20 protein-coding genes are annotated in these 22,273 nt (G+C 69.1%); 12 read left to right on the forward strand and 8 right to left on the reverse strand.

Annotation, left to right across the window (positions count from 1 at the left end; genetic code table 11):
• Positions 1–53: 53 nt before the first annotated feature.
• Positions 54–869 (reverse strand): DUF8083 family protein, encoded by an 816-nt coding sequence (locus tag AACX88_RS15815; RefSeq protein ID WP_339393821.1) that lies wholly within the window; start codon positions 867–869, stop codon positions 54–56.
• Between the two features lie 128 nt (positions 870–997).
• Between AACX88_RS15815 and AACX88_RS15820 the strand changes: the two genes are divergently transcribed.
• Positions 998–1,222 (forward strand): DUF3073 domain-containing protein, encoded by a 225-nt coding sequence (locus tag AACX88_RS15820; RefSeq protein ID WP_339393847.1) that lies wholly within the window; start codon positions 998–1,000, stop codon positions 1,220–1,222.
• Positions 1,223–1,317: 95 nt separating this feature from the next.
• Here the strand turns inward: AACX88_RS15820 and purM are convergent, their stop codons facing one another.
• From purM to AACX88_RS15835, 3 genes are all read right to left on the reverse strand, one after another.
• On the reverse strand, positions 1,318–2,436 hold the full coding sequence (purM, locus tag AACX88_RS15825; RefSeq protein WP_339393822.1) for a phosphoribosylformylglycinamidine cyclo-ligase: 1,119 nt from the start codon (positions 2,434–2,436) through the stop codon (positions 1,318–1,320).
• A 1-nt stretch (position 2,437) separates the two neighbouring features.
• The gene (gene purF, locus AACX88_RS15830) at positions 2,438–3,919 is read right to left on the reverse strand and encodes an amidophosphoribosyltransferase (RefSeq protein WP_339393823.1); all 1,482 of its coding nucleotides are present in this window, start codon (positions 3,917–3,919) and stop codon (positions 2,438–2,440) included.
• A gap of 66 nt (positions 3,920–3,985) precedes the next feature.
• Positions 3,986–4,435 (reverse strand): hypothetical protein, encoded by a 450-nt coding sequence (locus AACX88_RS15835; protein WP_339393824.1) that lies wholly within the window; start codon positions 4,433–4,435, stop codon positions 3,986–3,988.
• Between the two features lie 140 nt (positions 4,436–4,575).
• On the opposite strand from AACX88_RS15835, the gene AACX88_RS15840 reads away from it, so the two are divergent.
• Positions 4,576–5,562, forward strand: coding sequence for a universal stress protein (locus AACX88_RS15840; RefSeq protein ID WP_339393825.1), 987 nt, complete (start codon positions 4,576–4,578; stop codon positions 5,560–5,562).
• 29 nt (positions 5,563–5,591) lie between these two features.
• Here AACX88_RS15840 and AACX88_RS15845 read toward each other — a convergent pair whose 3' ends face one another.
• The 4 genes from AACX88_RS15845 to AACX88_RS15860 are packed head-to-tail and all read right to left on the reverse strand — an operon-like array spanning position 5,592 to position 9,416.
• Positions 5,592–6,494, reverse strand: coding sequence for an EamA family transporter (locus tag AACX88_RS15845; protein WP_339393826.1), 903 nt, complete (start codon positions 6,492–6,494; stop codon positions 5,592–5,594).
• 30 nt (positions 6,495–6,524) lie between these two features.
• Entirely contained in the window at positions 6,525–7,967 is a 1,443-nt protein-coding gene (locus AACX88_RS15850) for an aldehyde dehydrogenase family protein (protein ID WP_339393827.1), read from the reverse strand.
• Positions 7,964–8,365, reverse strand: a complete 402-nt coding sequence (locus AACX88_RS15855; protein WP_339393828.1) for a sterol carrier family protein — start codon at positions 8,363–8,365, stop codon at positions 7,964–7,966. The genes AACX88_RS15850 and AACX88_RS15855 overlap by 4 nt, the downstream gene beginning before the upstream one ends.
• Before the next feature lies 1 nt (position 8,366).
• Positions 8,367–9,416, reverse strand: coding sequence for an asparaginase (locus AACX88_RS15860; RefSeq protein ID WP_339393829.1), 1,050 nt, complete (start codon positions 9,414–9,416; stop codon positions 8,367–8,369).
• Between the two features lie 33 nt (positions 9,417–9,449).
• Here AACX88_RS15860 and purD point away from each other — a divergent pair, with 33 nt between their 5' ends.
• The 10 genes from purD to purQ all read left to right on the forward strand — a co-directional run bounded on the left by purD (position 9,450) and on the right by purQ (position 22,256).
• Complete coding sequence (gene purD, locus AACX88_RS15865; protein ID WP_339393831.1) at positions 9,450–11,684, forward strand: phosphoribosylamine--glycine ligase; 2,235 nt, start codon at positions 9,450–9,452, stop codon at positions 11,682–11,684.
• A 368-nt stretch (positions 11,685–12,052) separates the two neighbouring features.
• Positions 12,053–13,549 carry an aminobutyraldehyde dehydrogenase gene (locus AACX88_RS15870; protein WP_339393832.1) on the forward strand — a complete coding sequence of 499 codons (1,497 nt, stop codon included), beginning with the start codon at positions 12,053–12,055 and terminating at the stop codon, positions 13,547–13,549.
• A gap of 132 nt (positions 13,550–13,681) precedes the next feature.
• Positions 13,682–15,379: an amidohydrolase gene (locus AACX88_RS15875; protein WP_339393833.1), complete on the forward strand. Its 1,698-nt coding sequence runs from the start codon at positions 13,682–13,684 to the stop codon at positions 15,377–15,379.
• A gap of 11 nt (positions 15,380–15,390) precedes the next feature.
• Positions 15,391–16,557 (forward strand): ABC transporter ATP-binding protein, encoded by a 1,167-nt coding sequence (locus AACX88_RS15880; RefSeq protein WP_339393834.1) that lies wholly within the window; start codon positions 15,391–15,393, stop codon positions 16,555–16,557.
• A complete protein-coding gene (locus AACX88_RS15885) occupies positions 16,557–17,708 on the forward strand; it encodes a polyamine ABC transporter substrate-binding protein (protein WP_339393835.1) in 1,152 nt (383 codons plus the stop codon). The genes AACX88_RS15880 and AACX88_RS15885 overlap by 1 nt, the downstream gene beginning before the upstream one ends.
• Before the next feature lie 98 nt (positions 17,709–17,806).
• Positions 17,807–18,691 carry an ABC transporter permease gene (locus AACX88_RS15890; protein WP_422614450.1) on the forward strand — a complete coding sequence of 295 codons (885 nt, stop codon included), beginning with the start codon at positions 17,807–17,809 and terminating at the stop codon, positions 18,689–18,691.
• A 2-nt stretch (positions 18,692–18,693) separates the two neighbouring features.
• On the forward strand, positions 18,694–19,557 hold the full coding sequence (locus AACX88_RS15895) for an ABC transporter permease (protein WP_422614451.1): 864 nt from the start codon (positions 18,694–18,696) through the stop codon (positions 19,555–19,557).
• A gap of 160 nt (positions 19,558–19,717) precedes the next feature.
• A complete protein-coding gene (locus tag AACX88_RS15900) occupies positions 19,718–21,133 on the forward strand; it encodes an NAD(P)/FAD-dependent oxidoreductase (RefSeq protein ID WP_339393838.1) in 1,416 nt (471 codons plus the stop codon).
• A gap of 137 nt (positions 21,134–21,270) precedes the next feature.
• On the forward strand, positions 21,271–21,525 hold the full coding sequence (gene purS / locus AACX88_RS15905) for a phosphoribosylformylglycinamidine synthase subunit PurS (RefSeq protein WP_339393839.1): 255 nt from the start codon (positions 21,271–21,273) through the stop codon (positions 21,523–21,525).
• Entirely contained in the window at positions 21,525–22,256 is a 732-nt protein-coding gene (gene purQ / locus AACX88_RS15910; protein WP_339393840.1) for a phosphoribosylformylglycinamidine synthase subunit PurQ, read from the forward strand. The genes purS and purQ overlap by 1 nt, the downstream gene beginning before the upstream one ends.
• Positions 22,257–22,273 lie beyond the last annotated feature (17 nt).

Below are 22,273 nucleotides of genomic sequence, written 5' to 3' on the forward strand. Positions count from 1 at the left end.
CAGCCACCCTGCGCCGGGTTGCTCAGCGCCCGGAGGGTTGCTGAAGTCGGGGGTTACGAACCGCGGGCGTAGAGGTTGAGCTGCTCCCATGCGGCCGCGTACCTCTGGAACGCCGAGGTCGCGGTCTCGGTGTCGTCGTTGCTCAGCGCCGTCACCCACTCGTCGACGAGCTCCGGGCCTTCGTTGGGCCAGAGCACGTCGCTCATCCCGCCGAGGTCGAGCTCGAGGATCGAGTTCATGTCGAAGCTGTCGATCCACTGTGCGAGCACCGCGGTCTGCTCGACCATGTCGACGACCTTCGACTTCTCCGCGATCGTCTCCGAGGCCCACTCCATGCGCGCCGAGGCGGCGAGGATGTCGGTGCGGATGAGCACGCGCAGTCCTGCCTCGGTCTCCTCGGTGATGACCTGGTCCTCGCCGAGGGCGAAGAACAGCCACCACGCCGGCGGCACGTCCCACGCCGAGACGCGGGTGAAGATCCGCGTGTCCTTCGTGTCCTGCAGCCATTCCGCGCGCAGGCTCGCCGCCCGTCGGCGGGCGGACTTCGGGGCGATGATGTCGAGGGTGGCCTTCGACGTGTGCTCGGTCAGCGACTCGAGCGCCTCCCAGCTGCGGATGTCCTCCTGCGCGGGGCAGAACCGATCCACCCCGTCCGGGGTCTGAGACGCCGGAAGGAAGACGGGTGTGGACCGGAACGACTCAGCCACAGGGTTCGGGGGAAGCGAGATCAGGCGCTGGTCCGCGTCGGCCGCCACCTGTTCCTCGATCCGCGCCCGGTTGTCCTCGACCTGCCTGTCTTGCAATTCGGAATGGACCACGATGGGCTCGAAGATCCGCAGGGAGACGAGATATTCGCGACTGTAGGACATGGGATCACCCTATCCAAGGTCGCTTCCCGAAATGGAACTTCCCACCGCGAACAGGTAGGATTTAAGCGCATAGCAGAGATCTAGTCCGGGGTAGCACACCCCACATGACGACGGAGGGGGTCACGCCAGTGGGTCGCGGCCGCGCAAAGGCAAAGCAGATCAAGGTAGCCCGGAAGCTGAAGTACTACAGCCCGGACACCGACCTGAATCGTCTCCAAGAAGAGCTTGGCGCCGACTCGCAGAAGTCCGGTGCGTCCGATCCCTACGACGATGAACCCGATTACTCCGAGTACGCCGACAAGTACAACGTCGATGACGACGACGATGACGAGTACACGGAGCGCAGGTCCTGAGCTGACTCGCTGAACACAGACACCGCATAAGGGGCGGAGACTTCGGTCTCCGCCCCTTCCGCGCTGTCTGGAGTGTGACTGCGCTGTCAACCCCCTCAGCGGAGGATCGCCGCTCCCCCGTCGACGCCCTTGGCGCCCTGGACGTAGTCGAGTTCGCCGGCAAGCGAGCCGTCGTCGGTGCGGACCTCGCCGAGCACCCACGATCCCGGGGTGGCGGCGAGCACCTCGTCGACGGCGGAGGCAGCGGTGACGAGCACCATACCCACGCCGAGGTTCCACGTCCGCTCACGGTCGGCACGCGGCACTCCGCCGAGGTCGCCGAGGACGGAGAAGACAACCGGGACCTCCCACGAGTCCCGCGACATCGCGGCGACGAGGCCGGGCGGCAGGACGCGGGCGACATTGGCCGAGAGTCCCCCGCCGGTGACATGGGAGACGGCGTGGACGGCGCCGGGCAGGGCGGTGAAGAGCGCATTGAGCTCGCCCGTGTACACGTGCGTGGGCACGAGGAGCTCCTCACCGAGGCTGCGGCCGAATTCGGGCACCTCCCGGTCGAGGGTCCAACCCGCCTCGGCGATGATGTGCCGCACGAGCGAGTAGCCGTTGGAGTGGATGCCTGAGGACGGCAGGGCGATGAGGACGTCACCGGCTTCGACCTTCTCCGGACCGAGCAGGTTCTCGGCGTCGACGACACCGGTCGCCGCGCCCGCGACATCGTACTCATCGACGCCGAGGAGACCGGGATGCTCGGCGGTCTCCCCGCCGACGAGGGCGACATCGGCCTGCGCACACGCCTCGGCGATGCCGCGCACGATCGCGGCGATCCGTTCGGCATGGACCTTGCCGCACGCGATGTAGTCGGTCATGAACAGCGGCTTCGCCCCGCACACGATGATGTCGTCGACGACCATGCCGACGAGGTCGAAGCCGATCGTGTCGTGCTTGTCCAGGGCCTGGGCGATCGCGACCTTCGTGCCCACGCCGTCGGTCGAGGTCGCGAGCAGGGGGCGCCGGTAGTCCTTGAGCACGGAGACGTCGAAGAGTCCCGCGAAGCCGCCGACGCCGCCGACGACGTTGGCGTTGTGCGTGGCCGAGACCGCGGACTTCATCAGTTCGACGGCCCGGTCTCCGGCTTCGACGTCGACGCCGGCCGCGGCATAGGTCGTCGACTGCGCTGGCTGGTCGGGGTGCGCGGCGGTCTCGTCGTGGCTCAACTCAGCATCCTTTGTCGGCGGGGGTGTTGTTGACGGGAATCGGGTACTCGCCGGAGAAGCACGCAGTGCACAGCCGGTCGCGCTTCTGCTTCGTCGCCTCGATCATGCCGTCGAGCGAGATGTATCCGAGCGAATCGGCGCCGAGCGAAGTGCAGATCTCCTCGACGTTGAGACCGTTGGCGATGAGTTCGGCGCGGGTGGCGAAGTCGATGCCGTAGTAGCACGGCCACTTCACGGGCGGCGAGGAGATGCGGATGTGGATCTCCTTGGCTCCGGCCTCCCGGAGCATCCGCACGAGTGCGCGCTGCGTGTTGCCGCGCACGATCGAGTCGTCGACGACGACGAGGCGCTTGCCCTCGATGTTCTCGCGGATCGGGTTGAGCTTGAGGCGGATGCCGAGTTCGCGCAGCGTCTGCGAGGGCTGGATGAACGTCCGTCCCACATAGGCGTTCTTCATCAGGCCCTGCCCGAACGGGATCCCCGACTCCTCGGCGTAGCCGACGGCAGCGGGCGTCCCCGATTCGGGGGTGGCGATGACGAGGTCGGCGTCGACGGGGAACTCCTGGGCGAGCCTGCGCCCCATCTCGGTGCGCGCACCGTGGACGATCTGCCCGTCGAGGACGCTGTCGGGCCGGGCGAGGTAGACGTATTCGAAGACGCAGTGCGCCTGCTTCGCCTCAGCGAAGCGGAACGACCGCAGCCCGTCCTCGTCGATGGCGATGAGCTCACCGGGTTCGATGTCGCGGACATAGGAGGCACCGACGATGTCGAGGGCCGCGGTCTCCGAGGCGACGACCCAGCCGTTGGACAGCCGGCCGAGGGACAGGGGCCGCACACCCTGCGGGTCGCGGGCGGCGTAGAGGGTGTGCTCATCCATGAACACGAGCGAGAACGCGCCGTCGACCTGCGGCAGCAGGCGCAGCGCCGCATCGGTGAGGTTCTCCCCCTCCTCCGTCGCGAAGAGCTCGGTGACGAGCGAGGTGTCGTTCGAGGAGTCGCGGAACGCGCGGGTGCGGGTGCGCTTCTTCGTCGCCTCGGCCACGACCCGGTTCGCGTCATCGCTGCGGGAGTCGGCGAGGGCTTCGAGCTCGTCGAAGTTCGTCAGGTTGCCGTTGTGGGCGAGCGCCACCGTGCCGAAGGGCGTGGGGCCCAGGGTGGGCTGGGCGTTCTCGAACGACGGCGATCCCGTCGTCGAGTAGCGGGTGTGTCCGACGGCGATGTGGCCCTGCAGGAGCTCGAGATCGCGTTCGTGGAACACCTGCGAGACGAGGCCCATGTCCCGGTAGATGAGGATCTGGCTGCCGTTCGAGGCGGCGATGCCCGCGGACTCCTGTCCGCGGTGCTGGAGGGCGTAGAGCCCGAAGTACGTGAGTTTGGCGACTTCCTCGCCCGGAGCCCAGACTCCGAACACTCCACAGGCGTCCTGCGGGCCGCGGTCCAGGGGGTCGATTTCGTGGGTCAGCTGCCCGTCTCCTCTTGCCACGTGAAGAATTGTCTCACACCGGCACGGGCCCACCGACCGCCGCCTCAGGGGCTCGGTCCGGGCCTGTCAGCCTCGGCCCAGGTCACCCCGGCCGTTCGCATCGTTGACCGGGGACTCGGGGGCCGCCTCGGCGGGAGAATCCACCGGGGAATCCACCGACTCAACGTCGGGATCTGCGGGAGTCTCGCCCCGCATCTCCGCAAGCCGGCGGGCGGCGACGACCTTGGGATCGTCGACGATGTCGATCTGCGCCTCGACCCGGTACTCGCGGGCCCGCTTCCGGCCGCGCCAGTCGAGGAGGAGGGCGATGAGTCCGCCGAGGAAGAGTCCGCCGACGCCGAGGAAGATGAGCAGCAGGCCTGCCCCCTTGGCCACGGTGTACTCGGCGGGGATCTGCGACGGATCGACGATGAGCGTGAGCAGCCCGGCGATGAGGACGCCGAGGATCGCACCCGCGCCCATGAACACTGCGTACTTGGGGCTGCGACGCACCGAGACGTCGATCTGGTCCTTCATGCTCTCCCTGTCAGAGGTCAGCGGCCCGGGCGGCCGGCTGTCACGATCGCAGTCAGTCTAGTCGAGCGGGGCGGCCCCGATTCCCAGGCAATCCCATAGACTGTGAAGCGGATACGGGAAGGCTCTCACAAGGGGTGGACATGTCACACACGATCATCGTCGGAATCGACGGCTCCGCCAACAGCCGGTGCGCGCTGAACTGGGCCATCGACCATGCGAAGCTCACCGCGGCGCAGATCCGGCTCATCGCCGCATACACGGTCCCCGGAATGAATATGAGCCGTGCCGACATCGTCTACCCGGCCGACTTCGACAACTCGGTCAAGGATGCGACGAAGCAGCTCGCCGAGGCGGCCGCCACCGTCGTGACCGACGCCGGAGTTCCCGTCTCGACCATGGTCGTCCCCGGTGACGCCTCCGGAGTCCTCGTCGACGCCTCCTCGAACGCCGACCTCGCCGTCGTCGGCGCCCGCGGCCACGGCGGCTTCTCGGGGCGCCTGCTCGGTTCGGTGGCGCTCGCGATGCCCGCCCATGCCCACTGCCCGACGGTCGTCATCCCGACCACGTGGCCCGAGCGTCCCCCGCACGACGAGCACAACCCGATCGAACCGCCCGTGCGCACCTCGCAGGAGGGGCCCACGGTCGACGCCTCGACCGGTCCCGGCAGCCACCCCGAGTTCACGAACCAGATCGTTGCGGGCCTCGACCCGTTCGACACCGACAGCCCGGTCCTGCGGGCCGGCGCCGAACAGGCGCAGATCTACGGCAAGCCGCTCCACCTCGTCGGCGTCACCGCCGCCCACATCCTCTCCCCCGAATGGCTGCCGAGCGAAGAGCACCTGACGAAGCTCTACGACGAGGCGGCCGCCGCGTTCGAACTCGCCGCCGCGACCCTGCGCGATGAGTTCGACGGCCTCGACGTCCGGTGGACGATCTGCGACGCCCCCGCCACCGAGGTGCTCGTCGCCGCGACCCAGACCGCCGACCAGATGGTCATCGGCTCGCGGGGCCGCAGCGGCTTCGCCGCGACCCTGCTCGGGTCGACCTCGCAGGGTGTGCTCGCCCATGCGCTCTGCCCCGTCCGCGTCGTCCGCGTGCCGCGCCGGAAGAAGGCCCCGAAGAACTGAGTGCCCTCACCCTCGAGAGCTGAGCGCCTTCACCCGAGGGCGATGAGGCCGATGCCGGCGACGACGACGATCGCGCCGGTGAGCTTCGCGGCGATGTTGCGCTCCCCGAAGAACCACCACGCGAGCAGGGTGCCGACGATGATCGACGTCTCCCGCAACGGGGCGACGAGCGACACGGGCGCCCGCTGCATCGCGTAGAGGACGAGCAGGTAGGCCACCGGGGAGAGGATCGCGACGGTGATGAGCGCCCGCTTGTGCTCGGCGAGGATCACCCGGAGGTCCGCCCGTCTGCTCGCCCCGCCGGGCAGGGTGACGAGGCCTGCCGCCATGATGAGGGCAACACAGGTCTCCGAGACGGCGAAGTAGAGCAGCGGGGAGGCGGTGACGTGGTTGACCGCGAAGTCGTCCCAGAGCGTGTACCCGGCGATGAACGTCCCGATGAGCCCGCCCCACAGCAGTCCCCGCCGCACTCCCGACGACCCGTCCGAGACCGCCTGCCCGGTGATCCCGCGCGGCTGCACCGTGACCACGGCGATGCCTGCGAGGACGATGAGGGCACCGGCGATCTCGACCCAGCCCGGCCTCTCCCCGAGGAGGACCACGGCGACGACGATCGTGAGCACCGGCCCGAACCCGCGGGCGCTGGGGTAGACGACGCCGAGCGGGGCGTGGTCGTATCCCGACTGCAGGGAGATCGAATATCCGATGTGGAGGACGGCGCTGAGCAGAGCTGAGGCGAGGAGCCGCCAGTCGATCGGCTGGGCACCCGAGACGAGGATCCACCCGGCGATCGGGGCGAGCAGGAGCGCGGAGAGCCCGTGGTAGGCGAGGACGAAGGCATAGCCCCGGCCGGTCACCGTCTTCGCGGCGAGGTTCCACACGGCGTGGGCGACCGCGGCAACGAGCACCAGGGCGAGGACGGATGGCGCCATTCAGTCAGCGGTCATTCTGTCAGCGGTCATTCACAGTTTGATGACGACGGTCTTCGTCTGCGTGTACTCGTCGAGGGCCTCGATCGACTTCTCCCGCCCGTACCCGGACTTCCTGAACCCGCCGAAGGGCAGTTCGACTCCCCCGCCGGCCCCGTACGTGTTGACGAACACCTGACCGGCTTCCACCTCGGCGGCGACCCGGTGGGCCCGGGAGAGGTCCTTGGTCCACAGGGCTGAGACGAGGCCGTACTCGGTGCCGTTGGCCAGGGCCACGGCCTCGGCCTCATCGGCGAAGGTCATCGCCACGACGACGGGACCGAAGACCTCCTGCTGGGCGATCGTCGACCCGGGGCTGACCCCGTCGACGAGGGTCGGGGCGATGAACGCACCCCCGCCGAGGTCGTCGGCCAGTCCCTCGGGACGCGTGCCGCCCGTGACGATCCTTGCGTCGCCGATGTCGGAGAGGAACCCCTCCACGCGGGCCTGCTGCCGGACCGAGATGAGCGGGCCGAGCATCGGGTCGTCGAGGCCGTGGCCGATCGTCACCTGCTCCATGGCCCGGGACATCTTCTCGATGACCTCGGCGTGGACGTCCTCGGCGACGATGAGGCGCGCACCCGCTGAGCACGTCTGGCCGGCGTTCTGGATGATCGAGCGCACGAGGGAGGGGACGGCGGCATCGACGTCGGCGTCGGCGAAGACGAGGTTCGCGGACTTCCCGCCGAGTTCGAGGATCGTGGGCACGACCCTCTCGGCGGCGGCCTGGGCGATGCGCGACCCCACCTCGGTGGACCCGACGAACCCGAGATGGCTGACCCCGGGGTGGGCGGCCAACGCCGCCCCCGCCTCGGCGCCGAGCCCGGTGACGACGTTGAAGGCTCCCGCGGGGAACCCGACGGAGTGGATGATCTCGGCCAGGCGCACGGTCGAGCGCGGGGTCTCGTCGGCGGGTTTCGCGACCGCGCAGTTGCCGGTGGCCAGCGAGGTCGCGGCGGCCCGGCCGATGAGCTGGAGCGGATAGTTCCAGGCGACGATGTGCCCGGTCACCCCGTAGGGTTCGCGGCGGGTGTAGACGTGCATGTCTTCAGACAGCGGGATCGTCTGCCCGTAGTAGGACTCGATGACGTGACCGTAGAACTCGAAGTAGCGGGCGCACACGTCGACGTCCGCGTAGGCCTGGCTCAGCGGTTTTCCGGTGTCCTCGGATTCGATCCGGGCGAGTTCGTCCCGATGGGTGCGGATCGCTGCGGCGGTGGCGACGAGGAGCCGGGACCGCTGTTCGGGACTCGAGCGCTTCCATTCGCGCTGGGCCTTCGCAGCGGCCTTGACGGCCCGGTCGACTTCGTCGGCACCACCCCGGGAGACGTCGCCGAGGTGGTCGCCGGTGGCGGGGTCGATGTTCGCATACGTCGTCAGGGAGGGCACGTGCCGGCCGCCGATGAACGAGGTCGTCTGCGTGATCTGCGCGCTCACCTGGGCACCTCGAGTTCGGCGGCGGTGAAGAGGGGGACGAACTCGCTGAGGTCGGCGCGGGTGCCCGAGGCGGTGAGGGTGCCTGCGGCGAGCGCCGCGGCGAAGTCGGTGCGTCCGGTGACGAGGGCCAGCCACACCTCGGCGGAGGTCTCGACGACGTTGGGCGGGGTGCCCCGGGTGTGGCGGGGCCCGGGAATGCACTGGGTGACGCCGAAGGGCGGGACGCGGACCTCGACGCTGTTGCCCTCGGCCCGGGAGGCGAGCTCCTCGAGCGTAAAGCGCACCGCCGTCGCCAGCGTCGTCCGGTCGGCGGTGGTCCCGTCGGTCTGAGCCTGGGCCGCCCACAGCTCGAGGGCGCGCCGACCCTCGGCCTCGTCTATTCGTCGTCGAATCGCCATCTCAGTTCCCTGCTCCTCCTGCTGCTGCATCTTCGCTCACGCGCACGGTGCCGACAACCGCTGTCCGCCCCTCGGAATCGGTGCCGCCGGTGACGGGGTCGGTGATGAGACCGGCCACCTCGGTCAGCTCGTCCTCGCCGATGTCCGGCAGCGCCCCGGCCCGCCGGAGCAGGGTGAGGGCGACGAGCCCGGTGGGCCGGGAGGACCCGTCGAGGCATTTGAGGGCCAGCGCATGCCCGTCGCGGGTGGCCATGACGATGACCCCTTCGGCGCCGCCCTTCGCGAAGACGCCGAGGCGGTCGATGACCGTCGTGTTCGGCCTCCCATGTCCCTCGATCGCCCACGGGTCGGCGAACACGGCGTCGACGAGGGTGCGGGCGTGCACGGCGAAGGGGGCGAGCGCCTCGGCGGGCGGGGTCGCCACGACCCGGCCGATGGCCCGGGCGAGGCCCGTGAGGCTGAGCGCGAACACGGGCGCCCCGCACCCGTCTGTGCCGACCGCGCCCGGGTGCTCCCCGGAGAACGCCTCGACCACCTCGGCGACTCGCTCCTGCACGGGATGGGCGGGATCGAGGTAGCTCTCGGTGTCCGCGCCGATGGCACAGGCCGCGCGGAGGAAGGCCGCGTGCTTGCCGGAGCAGTTGAAGTGCACGGGCGACTTCGGGTCTCCCACCTCGCTCAGGCTGCGCCGGTACGCGCCATCGGCGGGATGGACGGACGGGCAGCGGAGGTCGGAGGCGCTCAGGCCGGCGGACTCGAGCATCTCGGCGACGACCGCGACATGGCCGGCCTCGGACCGGTGGGAGGCCGTGGCCAGCGCTGCGGCAAGACCGGTGACGTCCGCGCCGAGGGACATCGCCGCGATCGCTTGGAGCGGTTTGAGGCTCGACCGGGTGAAGATCGGCCGATCAGGGGCGCCGAGGCGCAGGATCTCGGACCCGTCGGGGGCGAGGACGACGGCGGAACCCAGGTGACGGGATTCGACGAATCCGCTGCGCTCGACGACGGCGAGCTCGACCGCCTCGGCGGGGGTGAAGGTGGAGAGACTCACGCACTCAAGCGTACGACCTTATAGGCTGGTCGTGTGAAGGTTCTCGTCATCGGGTCGGGCTCCCGCGAACACGCCCTCGTCCTTGCTCTCAGCCGCGACCCCCAGGTCGACGCCGTCATCGCCGCTCCCGGGAATCCGGGGATCGCGGCCATCGCGCACACCGAGGCCGTCGACGCCTCCGATGCCTCCGCCGTGACCGCGCTCGCCGAGCGCCTCGACGTCGACCTCGTCGTCGTCGGACCCGAGGCCCCGCTCGTGGCCGGGGTCGCCGACGCCCTGCGGGAGGCGTCGTTCCCGGTCTTCGGACCCAGCGCCGAGGCGGCCCACCTCGAAGGGTCGAAGGCGTTCGCGAAGGAGATCATGGAGGCCGCCGGGGTGCCCACCGCACGCACCGTCGTCGCCTACACCACCGACGAGGCGGCCGCTGCGATCGACGACTTCGGTGCTCCGTACGTCGTCAAGGCCGACGGTCTGGCCGCGGGCAAGGGCGTCGTCGTCACCACCGACCGGCAGGCGGCGCTTGATCATGCGCACTCGTGCCTCGAGGTCTCCGACCGGGTCGTCATCGAGGACTACCTCGACGGACCCGAGGTCTCCCTCTTCGTCCTCTGCGACGGGTCCCGGACCGTTCCGCTCGCCCCGGCACAGGACTTCAAACGCATCGGCGACGGCGACACCGGGCCGAACACGGGCGGGATGGGCGCGTACTCGCCGCTGCCGTGGGCGCCTGCCGGCATGGTCGACGACATCGTCTCCACCGTCGCCCAGCCCGTCGTCGACGAGATGGCCCGCCGCGGCACCCCGTTCACGGGTCTCCTCTATTGCGGTCTCGCGCTGACCTCGAAGGGCCTGCGCGTCGTCGAGTTCAACGTTCGCTTCGGCGACCCGGAGACGCAGTCCGTGCTCGCCCGCCTGCGCACCCCGCTCGGGCAGACGCTGCTTGCCGCCGCCGAGGGTCGGCTGGACGAGGTCGGTGCCCTCGACTGGGATCCGCGCACCGCGGTCACCGTCGTCATGGCCGCCGGCGGCTACCCGGACAGCCCTCGCACGGGCGATGTCATCCGCGGGCTCGAGACCGCCGACGCCCTCGAGGACGTCTCCGTCCTCCATGCCGGCACTCGCAGCGGCGAGGCGACGGTGACCGAGCTCGACCTCGATGCCGCAGGCGACGTCGTCACCGCCGGTGGCCGTGTCCTCTCGGTCGTCGCCCTCGGCACCGACCTCGATGAGGCCCGCGCCCGTGCGTACGCCGCGGTCGACGAGATCTCGTGGGACAGTGAGCAGCACCGCAGCGACATCGCCGAGGCGGCCGCCGCCGGACGCATCGCGCTCAGCCCGATCTACGCCGCCCCGGAAGCAGGGCCGGCGCCGGACTCCTCCACCGCCCCGGTCCTGCCGGGCTGGACGCACGTGTACTCGGGCAAGGTCCGCGACCTCTACATTCCTGCCGAGGCCGCCGACGTCGCCTCCGCCGACCGCCTGCTCATGGTCGCGTCCGACCGCATCTCCGCCTACGACTGGGTGCTCGATACCGAGATCCCCGACAAGGGACGTGTCCTCACGGGCCTGAGCCTGTGGTGGTTCGACCAGCTCTCCGAGGTCATCGGCAACCACGTCATCAGCACCGACGTCCCCGAGGCCGTGCGCGGTCGCGGACTCATCGTCAGAAACCTCACGATGATCCCCGTAGAAGCAGTCGCCCGCGGCTACCTCACCGGCTCCGGCCTCGCCGACTACCGGGCCACCGGCTCCGTGTGCGGGGTGCAGCTGCCTGCGGGCCTGACCGAGGCCGACCGGCTCGAACCGGCGATCTTCACCCCCGCGACGAAGGCCGCCCTCGGCGACCACGACGAGAACGTCTCCTTCGAGCAGGTGACCGAGATCGTCGGCGCCGAGACCGCCGCAGCCGTCCGCGACCTCACCCTGGACATCTACGCCCGCGCCGAGGCGATCGCCCGGGAGCGCGGCATCGTCCTGGCCGACACGAAGTTCGAGTTCGGGACCCTGCCCGACGGCACGATCGTCCTCGCCGACGAAGTGCTCACACCCGACTCCTCCCGCTTCTGGGATGCCGCCGGCTACGCTCCGGGACAGGCGCAGGAGAGCTTCGACAAGCAGTTCGTCCGCGACTGGCTGACCACCGAGTCCGGCTGGGACCGCTCCTCCGACACTCCCCCACCGGCTCTGCCCGCCGAGGTGGTGGAGCGGACCCGCGCCCGCTACATCGAAGCGTTCGAGATCCTCACCGGGGAGACCTTCCCCGCCTGAGCCAGGGCAGTCAGCGGCAGAACACCGGACGCTGAGTGTCGATTCTGGGCACGAGAATCGACACTCAGCGTCCTTTTCTCTCCCCCGCACCGCCTCGGCGAGCGCTCTGCACACACCGGCGAGCGCACAGCACCGCCTCGGCGCACGCGCGCCCCCGCCGCGGCCAACGCGCGCTCTTGCCGCTCGCGGGCCACTGTTTCAGCAGGGCACACAGTCAAATGGACACTGTTCCCGAAACCCAACTCATCCCGCACAACGGATCTAGTAGACCTCACCATCGAAATCCGTTACAGTGAAGCGCAACAGTGACCCGGGCCACATCGCCAGTGCAGCACGGGCCAGCAGAACCGAAGCGGGAACCGATATGCATGAACTACTGGAACGGCGAACACCACGAGGGGCGCGGAGCACCGTTCACCCTCACCAACCCCGCTACCGGTGAGGCGACCGGGACCTACCATCTGGCCAGCGCCGAGGATGTCGACGAGGCCGTCGCCGCCGCGAAGGCCGCCTACCCCGGCTTCAAAGCGCTCACCCCAGGAGAGCGTGCCGACCTCCTTCTCAAGCTCGCCGATGAGCTCGAGGCCCGCAGTGAAGAGCTCGCCTCGCTCGAATCGCAGCAGACCGGCAAGTCGATCCGTCTGGCCACCGACTTCGACGTTCCCGGCTCGATCGACAACACCCGGTTCTTCGCCGGCGCCGCCCGGCAGCTCACGGGCCTGTCCGCCGGCACGTATTGGGAGAAGTCGACGTCGATGACCCGTCGTGAGCCCCTCGGCGTCATCGGCTCGATCGCCCCGTGGAACTATCCGCCGCAGATGGCGGCATGGAAGATCCTGCCCGCCGTCGCGGCCGGCAACACGATCGTGCTCAAGACCTCGGAGATGACCCCGGGCACCTCGCTCATCTTCGCCGAGGCGGCCACCGCCGCCGGGTTCCCACCGGGAGTCATCAACATCATCACAGGCGACGGCCGTGAAGCGGGCGAGAGGCTCGTCTCCCACCCCGATGTCGTCATGTCCTCCTTCACGGGGTCGACGCAGGTCGGCCGGCGCATCATGGAGCTCGCGGCTGCGAAGGGCGCCCGCGTCCACCTCGAACTCGGCGGCAAGGCCCCGCTCGTCGTCTTCGCCGACGCCGACATCGAGGCCGCGGCCCGCGGCGCCGTGGCAGGCTCCCTCATCAACGGCGGTCAGGACTGCACAGCGGCGACCCGTGCGATCGTCGCAGCCGAGCACTTCGAGTCCTTCACCGACCGGGTCGCCGAACTCATGGCAGGGGTGCGCATCGGCGATCCTTCCGAGCCGGCCTCGGACATGGGTTCGCTCATCTCCCCCACCCACCGGGATCGCGTCGCCGGCATGGTCGACCGCGCCCGGGAGGCGGGTGCGCACATCCGCACCGGCGGTACGGTGCCCACGGTCGACCACCTCGGCGAGGACCTGCCCGGGGACCCGGAGTCGACCGCGTACTTCGCTCCCACCCTCATCACCGGCATCGACACCGACGCCGAGGTGTGGCGGGACGAGATCTTCGGACCTGTCCTCGTCGCGGTGCCCTTCGACACCGACGACGAGGCGATCGCCCTGGCCAACGACACCCCCTACGGGCTGGCGGCGAGCGCGTGGACCCGGTCGACGAACCGGGCGCTGCGGGCGGCCGCGGACATCGAGGCCGGGTGCGTGTGGATCAACGAGCACATCCCGATCGTCTCGGACATGCCGCACGGCGGGTACAAGGCCTCCGGCTTCGGCAAGGACATGAGCCAGTACTCGTTCGACGAGTACACGCAGATCAAACACGTGTTCATCGACCAGCACGAGGACCCCCACCACGAGTGGCAGGACACGGTCTTCACGACGTGATGGACAGCCCCGGTCACCTCCGGGGCACGATCGGATCACGGTTGCCCGGCACAACAGCCGCCGGACACGACCCCGCCCCAGAATGACAGCCTGTGCGGCCTGCCCGCACTCAACGACAAGGAAGTCGGTGGAATGACACCAGACCCTTCGGCAGCGCCCGAGACCGCTGCCTCCTCACCCCGACCCTCCTCTCCCCCAGCCGATCTCGACATCGTCGACGCCGTGATCTTCGACGGCGCCGAGGTGGTCGTGGGCACGCGCCTGAGCATCCGCGACGGCGTCGTCACGACCCTCGGCTCCCTGGCTCCGGCGACCCCGGAGACGCGGACGATCAGCGCGGCCGGAGGGCTGCTCACCCCCGGCTTCGTCGACGCGCACGTCCACACGGTCTTCGGCGGCCTCGAATCCCTCGGCTGCGATCTCACCGGCGCCGATGGCCTCGAGGCCACGCTCGCGCTCATCCGCGAGCACCTCGCCGCGACCGATGACACCGCCGTGGACCCCGCCGAGAACTGGCTGACCGGCGGGGGCTGGGCGATGGCCGACTTCCCCGGCGGCGTGCCCACCGCCGACCTCCTCGACGAGCTCAGCCGGGAGCGTCCGATCCTGCTGCTCAGCGCCGACCACCATTCGGCATGGGGGAACACGAAGGCGATGGAGGTCGCCGGACTCGACGCGCAGACCCCGACGCCCGAGGGCGGGGTCATCGAGAAGGATGCGGACGGCCGCCCGGTTGGCTGCCTCCACGAATCCGCGATGGACCTCGTCTCCGCGCACATTCCGGCAGCCTCCGATGAGGACCTGCGCGCCGGGCTCCTCGCGGGGCAGGCCCACCTCGCCGAGGTGGGCGTCACCGCGTGGATGGACGCGATCGTCGGCGACTACGGCGGACACCGCTCGAACTTCACCGGCTACACCCGTGCGGAGGCGACGGGCGAGCTCACCGCCGAGGTCGTCGGCAGCCTGTGGTGGCCGCGCGAGGTCGAGGACATCGACGCCGAGGTGGCCTGCCTGCTCACGCTCAAGCGCACCGACTCGGGCTTCCGCACCACCTCGGTGAAGTTCATGCTCGACGGCATCGTCGAATCCCGCACCGCGGCGATGAGCAGCGAGTACACGTGTGCGTGCGGCGGCTTCGGGACGAACTACTTCACCGAGGACCATCTGCAGCGTGCCTTCGCCGCCCTCGATGCCGCGGGCTTCGACATCCACTGCCATGCGATCGGCGACGCCGCTGTCACCGCCGCCCTCGACGCCTTCGCCGCGGTGAGCGCCTCTCCCGCCGGGATGCGCGACGACGCCCGCCATCACATCGCCCACGTCCAGGTCGTCGACCCCACCGACATCCCCCGCTTCGCTCAGCTCGGGATCACCGCGAACCTTCAGGCGCTGTGGGCGTGCCGCGATGAGCAGATGGTCGACCTCAACATCCCCTGCCTCGGCGAGGAGCGCACCGGCTGGCAGTACCCGTTCGCGGGCTTCGCCGAGGCCGGAACCCACCTCGCGATGGGCTCGGACTGGCCGGTCTCGACCCCGGACCCGTGGCAGGCGATCCACGTCGCCGTCAACCGCTGGCACCCGGAGAACGCCGACCGCACACCCCTCGACCCTGCCCAGGCCATCGACATCACCACCGCACTGCGCGGGTACACCTCCGGGTCCGCGCACCTGCTGCGCTCGGAGGCCAACGGCCGCATCCGCCTCGGCGGGCGGGCCAACCTTGCCCTCGCCGACCGCAACCCCATCACCCTCGACCCCAGCCGCATCGCCGAGACCCGGAATGCGCTGACGATCACGGACGGCATCGTCGTCCATGACTCCACCTCTTGAGAAAGGCCATCATGACCGCCACGACAGAAGCCACCACGGCTCATCCCTCCCCGACCGGGGTCGACCACCTCGAGATCCGCGGGGTGAAGAAGGTCTTCGGTGAGAACACCGCGATCGAGAGACTCGACCTCGGCGTCAGACAGGGCGAGTTCCTCTCCCTGCTCGGACCCTCGGGCTGCGGGAAGACGACGCTGCTGCGGATGATCGCCGGCTTCGAAGCGCCGACCGACGGGCAGATCCTGTTGGCCGGCCGCGACATCGTCTCCCTGCCCCCGCACAAGCGGCCGGTCAACACGGTGTTCCAGTCCTACCTGCTCTTCCCGCACATGAACATCGCCGACAACATCGCCTACGGCCTCAAGCAGTCGAAGACCCCGAAGGCCGAGATCGCCGACCGCGTCCGCGAAGTGCTCTCCCTCGTGCGGATGGAGGACTTCGCCGGCCGCAAACCCGAGCAGCTCTCCGGCGGTCAGCAGCAGCGCATCGCCCTGGCCCGCGCACTCGTCAACCGTCCTCAGGTCCTCCTCCTCGACGAACCGATGTCGGCCCTCGACCGGAAGCTGCGCGAGGAGATGCAGCTCGAACTCAAACGCCTCCATGCGAAGCTCGACACGACCTTCGTCTTCGTCACCCACGATCAGGAGGAGGCGCTGGCGATGAGCGACCGCATCGTCGTCATGTACGACGGCGTCATCCAGCAGATCGGCTCCGGTGAGGAGATCTACGCCGACCCCGCCAACGGCTTCGTCGCCGGCTTCATCGGCAAGCAGAACTTCGTCCCCGCCGAGGTGATCGCCATCGAGGGCGAGACCGTGCGGCTGCGCACGGCGAACACCGTCATGGAGACCGCGGTGACCGAGCTGCGCCCGGCCACCGCGAGCACCGAGTCCCGCCCGCTGGCCGTCGGCGACCGGGTGCGGGCGGCCATCCGCCCCGAGCGGATGCGCGTGGCCGCCGCCGGGGCCGAGATCCCGGGGACGAACGCGGCCCGCGGTCGCGTGCTCTCGACGTCCTTCCTCGGCGATGTCGTCCAGTACATGGTCGTCGTCGGCGACAACGACGAGATCCTCGCCCGGGTGCCCGCGGCCGGTTCGGAGATCCTCGGTCCCGACGCCGAGGTGGATCTCAGCTGGGATGCCGACGCCGTCGCCGTCTACGGCTCGCAGGGCGGTGCGTGATGGCTGACGTGCACTTCCTCGCCCCTCGGGCGAAGGCGAAGCAGCTGAGCCGCCGGGCCGTGCTCGCCGGGTTCGGCGTCGTCGGACTCGGGGCGCTGAGCGCGTGCGGGAAGACGACGAAGATGGCGGCCTCTCCCCCGGTCGACGGCCAACTCGAATCGAAGCTCAACCTCTACACGTGGGGCCACTACGACAATCCGGAGCTCATCGACGCGTTCAAGAAGAAGTTCGACGTGCTCGTCCAGGTCGACTCATACGGGTCGAACGAGGAGCTCGTCGCGAAGCTCTCGACGACCAGGGGAACCTCGGGCTACGACGTCGTCGTGCCCACGGGCTCGAACATCCCGCAGATGCTCAATCACAATCTGCTGCAGAAGCTCGACATGTCCCTCATCCCGAACTTCTCGAACATGGACCCGAACTTCACCGGCCAGTACTTCGACCCGAAGAACGAGTACTCGATCTGCAAGGCGTGGGGCACCACCGGGTTCGTCTACGACACCTCGGTCATCAAACGGGACCTGACCAGCTGGCAGGACTTCATCGACACCGCGAACAATGAGGCCGCCGGCACGACCTCGCTGCTCGAGGATCCGTGGGAGGTCACGGCCATCGCCCTGGCCACCCTCGGCTACAGCCTCAACACCGAGGACAAGGGCCAGCTCGAGGAGGCCCGAGCCGTCGTCGTCGACCAGCTCGCTCCGAATACGAAGGCCTACATCGGCAACGTCGCCACCGGCATGATCCAGGGCAGCTTCACCCTGCTCCAGGCGTTCAACGGCGACGCCCGCCAGGGCCTGGCCGAGGTGAGCAACCCCGAGGACTGGAAGTTCGTCTTCCCGACCCCGGTGGCCAATCTCTGGATGGACAACTGGGCGATCGCCACGGGCGCCCCGCACCCGGATTCGGCGCACGCGTTCATCAATCAGATGATCTCCCCGGAGACCGCGGTCGCCCAGCTCGACTACATCGGGTACCCGATCGGGACGAAGGGCCTCGCCGAACAGGCCAAGGAGGCCGACCTCAGCGACCAGGACCTCATCTTCCCGACCCAGGAGGTCCTCGACCGCCTCGAGCCGAGCATCCAGACCCCGGCCGATCAGATCCGGACGGCGATCTTCGCCGACGCCCAGGCAAGGAGCGGAGCATGAGCACCCCGACACAGACACAGGAGCCGTCGACACCGAAGCCAGCCTCCCCGGCGTCCGCGCAGACCCCGCCGAAGAAGCCCGGCGGGCTCTCGGGCCGGATGTTCGGCGCCGCGGCGATGTCGTTCCCGACCTGGGCCTACGCGCTGTTCTTCTTCATCATCCCCGTCGCCCTCGTCATCTTCTACAGCTTCGGCTACAAACCCGACCAGTTCACGGCGGTCGCCACCGACCAGCTCTCCTTCGACCGCTACCCCGAGGCGCTGTCGGCGAGCTTCGTCGCGACGTTCTTCGCGACCCTGCGGATCTCCCTGCTCGGCACGCTGCTCTGCCTCGTCATCGCCCTGCCGTTCGCCTACTGGCTGGCGATCAAGGTCGCCCCGGCGCGGCGGTCCCTGGCACTCGCACTCGTCATGGTCCCGTTCTGGACGAACTTCCTCGTCCGCACCCTGGGCTGGCAGATCATGCTCTCCCCCGACGGGTTCCTCTCCCAGTGGATGCAGGGAATCGGGATCCTCGACGCCCCGCTCGACATCCTCTACACCCGGGCGGCCGTGCAGATCGGCGTCGTCTACAACTACCTGCCGCTGATGATCCTCCCGCTCTTCGTCGCCATCGACGCCTCGGGCAGCCGGCTGCGGGAGGCCAGCTACGACCTCGGCGCGGGCAAGGTGACGACGTTCCTGCGGGTCACCCTGCCCATGGCGATGCCCGGTGTGGTCTCGGGCTGCCTGCTCGTGTTCATTCCGCTCAACGGCGACTACGTCACCGCCACCGTCCTCGGCGGGGCGAACGGGTCGATGATCGGCCAGCTCATCGCCAACCAATTCAACACCTCGCAGAACTGGGCGCTCGGTGCGGCCATGGCGATCATCCTCATCCTCGCCACCCTCGCCGTCGTCGGCATCGGCTTCGCCCTGCTGTGGCTGGGGCAGCGGATCGCCGCACGACTCAACAGCGTCCGACTCACCGACGGGAGGGCATGACCATGCCGAAGAAGAACACCTTCGCCCGGAGGACGCCCACGGACATCGCACTCAACGTGTGGGGCATCCTCGTCTTCGTCTACCTCTTCATCCCCATCGCGGTCATCATCGCGTACTCGTTCAACACCGGGCGGGTGCTCGCGAACTTCCGCGGCTTCGGCCTCGACGCCTACATCACGGGGCTGAACAACGACATCATCATCTCCTCGGTGGTCACGAGCCTCCAGGCCGCAGTGGGCGCGGCGATCGTCTCGACGGTCTTCGGCACCCTCGGCGGGGTGGCCCTGGCACGGGCGCCGAAGGGCGCATGGTGGGCCCTCGGTCTCACCGGCATCCTCGCACTCACCCTCGTCACCCCGGAGATCGTCGACGGCATCTCGTTCCTGCCGTGGTTCGTCACCCTCGGCGTCGACTGGGGCATCACCCCGATCAACAACGGCCTCGTCCGTCTGATCATCTCGCATGCGATGTTCTCGATGGCGATCGTCACGTTCATCGTCCGGGCCCGGCTCGCCGGCATCGACACCCAGCTCGAGGACGCAGCCGCCGACCTCGGTGCCACCCCGTGGCGCCGATTCAGGGACATCACCCTGCCGATCGCGGCCCCCGGCATCCTCGCCGGAGCGCTCATGTCGTTCACGGTCAGCCTTGACAACACGATCCTCTCGAGCTTCGTCCAGCAGCCCGGCTACACCCCGTGGCCGGTCTACATCTTCTCCGCCGTCCGCGTGGCCCTGCGCCCCGAGGTCGCGGCGATCTCGACGGTGATGTTCGTCCTCACCCTGCTTGCTCTCGCCTTCGTCGGCTTCGTCCTGCGCCGGGCCGGAAGCAATTCGACGGAGATCATCAAGACGATGGCAGGATGATCGAGCGCCTCGGCGGGTGCGATCCCCGCCGAGGCGGTCCCTCCCACCAGCACCACAGACCCGACCAGCACCACCGGTGCCGCATGGCGCGCTCAGCGCCGTAAGGCAGACTCAGTGCCGCAGGGCAGACTCAGTGCCGCAAGGCAGAAAGCGAAGTGACATGGACGTCAAAGCCGCATTGGCCGACGCCACCACCGTTCCGTTCTGGCTCGACTCCGACCAGCGACCGGCCCCGCTGCCGCCGCTGAATGGTGACCGCGATGCCGACCTCGTCGTCGTCGGCGGCGGATTCACCGGACTGTGGACGGCACTGCAGGCCAAGGAGCGCGACCCCGACCGGCGCGTCGTCCTGCTCGAGGCGAACACCGTCGGGTGGGCGGCCTCGGGGCGCAACGGCGGATTCTGCGCGGCCAGCCTCACCCACGGCTACGACAACGGGCAGACGCACCTGCCCGACGAGAACGAGCGCCTGGCCGCCCTGGGGCGGGAGAACCTCGATGCGATCGAGGCCGCGGTCCAGCGGTACGGCATGGACTGCGAGTTCGAGCGCACCGGCGAACTCGACGTCGCCACCGAGGACTACCAGGTCGCCGAGCTCCGTGCCGGGCACGACCCTGAGGCCGGGTTCATCTTCTACTCTCAGCAGGAGCTCGCCGACCTGGTCCGGTCCCCGACGTACAAGGGCGCGCTGTGGGACTCCCGCGAGGTCGCGATGCTCAACCCGGCGAAGCTGTGCTGGGAGCTGCTGCGGGTCATCCGGGAGCTCGGCGTCGAGGTGTACGAGGGGACGAAGGTCACCGGCATCCGCGACCGGAAGTCCACGGTGTCCGTGACCACCGAACCCGTCTCCGGGGACCGCGCGAGCAGCTCCGGGCACGCGACGGTCACCGCTGACCGGGTGGCGCTCGCGACGAACGTCTTCCCCTCGCTGCTCAAACGGGCGAGCCTGCACACCGTGCCCGTCTACGACTATGCGCTCATGACCGAACCCTTGAGCGATGAGCAGATGGCGGCGATCGGCTGGGAGGGCCGCCAGGGCATCGGCGACTGTGCGAACCGGTTCCACTACTACCGGCTGACCGCGGACAATCGCATCCTCTTCGGCGGGTGGGACGCCGTCTACCACTACGGTCGGCAGGTGTCGTGGAAGTACGACCAGAACCGCGAGACGTTCGAGACCCTCGCCGAGCACTTCTTCGAGACGTTCCCGCAGCTCGAGGGTGTGCGCTTCACCCACAAGTGGGGTGGGCCGATCGACACGTGCTCTCGGTTCTTCGCGTTCTTCACCACCGCCTACGACCGGAAGGTGGCGATGGCGACCGGCTTCACCGGCCTCGGCGTCGGCGCCTCCCGGTTCGCGGGCACGGTCATGCTCGACCTCCTCTCGGGCGAGGACACCGAACTCACGGAACTCGAGATGGTGCGGAAGCAGCCGTTGCCGTTCCCGCCCGAACCCATCGCGTGGCTGGGCATCAGGATGACGACCAAGGCGCTCATCAAGGCCGATGAGAATCAGGGCAGGCGGGGACCGCTGCTCAAGGTCCTCGACGCCGTGGGCATGGGCTTCGACTCCTGAGCTCGGCCCGTCCGATCCGCCCCGTCCGCCCGGTTCCGCACCGGGAGGCGGGGCGGTTCCACGTGGGCGTGCTTGGTAGACTGGGCGCGAGCGCGGGAGGGAGCTCCCGACCACATTCTCAAAGGAGTCAAACACGCATGGCACGTGTCGTCGTTGAAGTGATGCCCAAGCCCGAGATCCTCGACCCGCAGGGCAAAGCGATCTCCGGTGGACTCACCCGACTCGGGTTCTCCGGATTCGGCGAGGTCAGGCAGGGCAAGCGCTTCGAACTCGAGGTCGAGGGCGAAGCCACCGACGAAGTCCTCGCGCAGGCCCGCGAAGCCGCCGAGACGCTCCTGTCCAACCCCGTCATCGAGAACGTCGTCGCCGTGCGCGTCGCCGAGGACGCCTGATGACGGCAACGGCTGTCACCGGCGCCGAGGCGGCCCCCGGTAATGATGTGAGGATCGGCGTCGTCACATTCCCCGGCACCCTCGACGATCGTGACGCCGCTCGCGCGGTCACGCTGGCCGGCGCCTCGGCGGTGAATCTCTGGCATGCCGACTCGACGCTCTCCGGCGTCGACGCCGTCATCCTGCCCGGCGGGTTCTCCTACGGCGACTACCTGCGCTGCGGGGCGATCGCGAGGTTCGCACCGATCATGGAGGCCGTCGTCGCGGCCGCCGGTGCGGGCATGCCAGTGCTCGGCATCTGCAACGGATTCCAGGTGCTCTGCGAATCGCATCTGCTGCCCGGTGCGCTCATCCGCAACGAGGACCAGCACTTCATCTGCCGCGACCAGGATCTCCTCGTCGAGAACGCGGACACGGCCTGGACCGGCGACTACGAGCAGGGTCAGACGATCCGGATTCCACTGAAGAACGGCGAAGGCGGATACGTCGCCACCGATGAGGTGCTCGACGAGCTCGAGGCCACCGGACGCGTCGTCTTCCGCTACCAGGGGCTCAACCCCAACGGCTCACTGCGCGACATCGCCGGCATCACCAACGAGGCGGGCAACGTCGTGGGTCTCATGCCCCACCCCGAGCACGCCGTCGAGATCGGCTACGGCCCCGACAGCACGGGTGTCGACGGGCAGGGGTTCTTCTCCTCCGCGGTCCGCACGCTCGTCGCCGGTCGCTGAGACGACTCCGCGACCAC

It is taken from the genome of Brevibacterium metallidurans (assembly GCF_037101285.1).
Lineage (GTDB): Bacteria > Actinomycetota > Actinomycetes > Actinomycetales > Brevibacteriaceae > Brevibacterium > Brevibacterium metallidurans.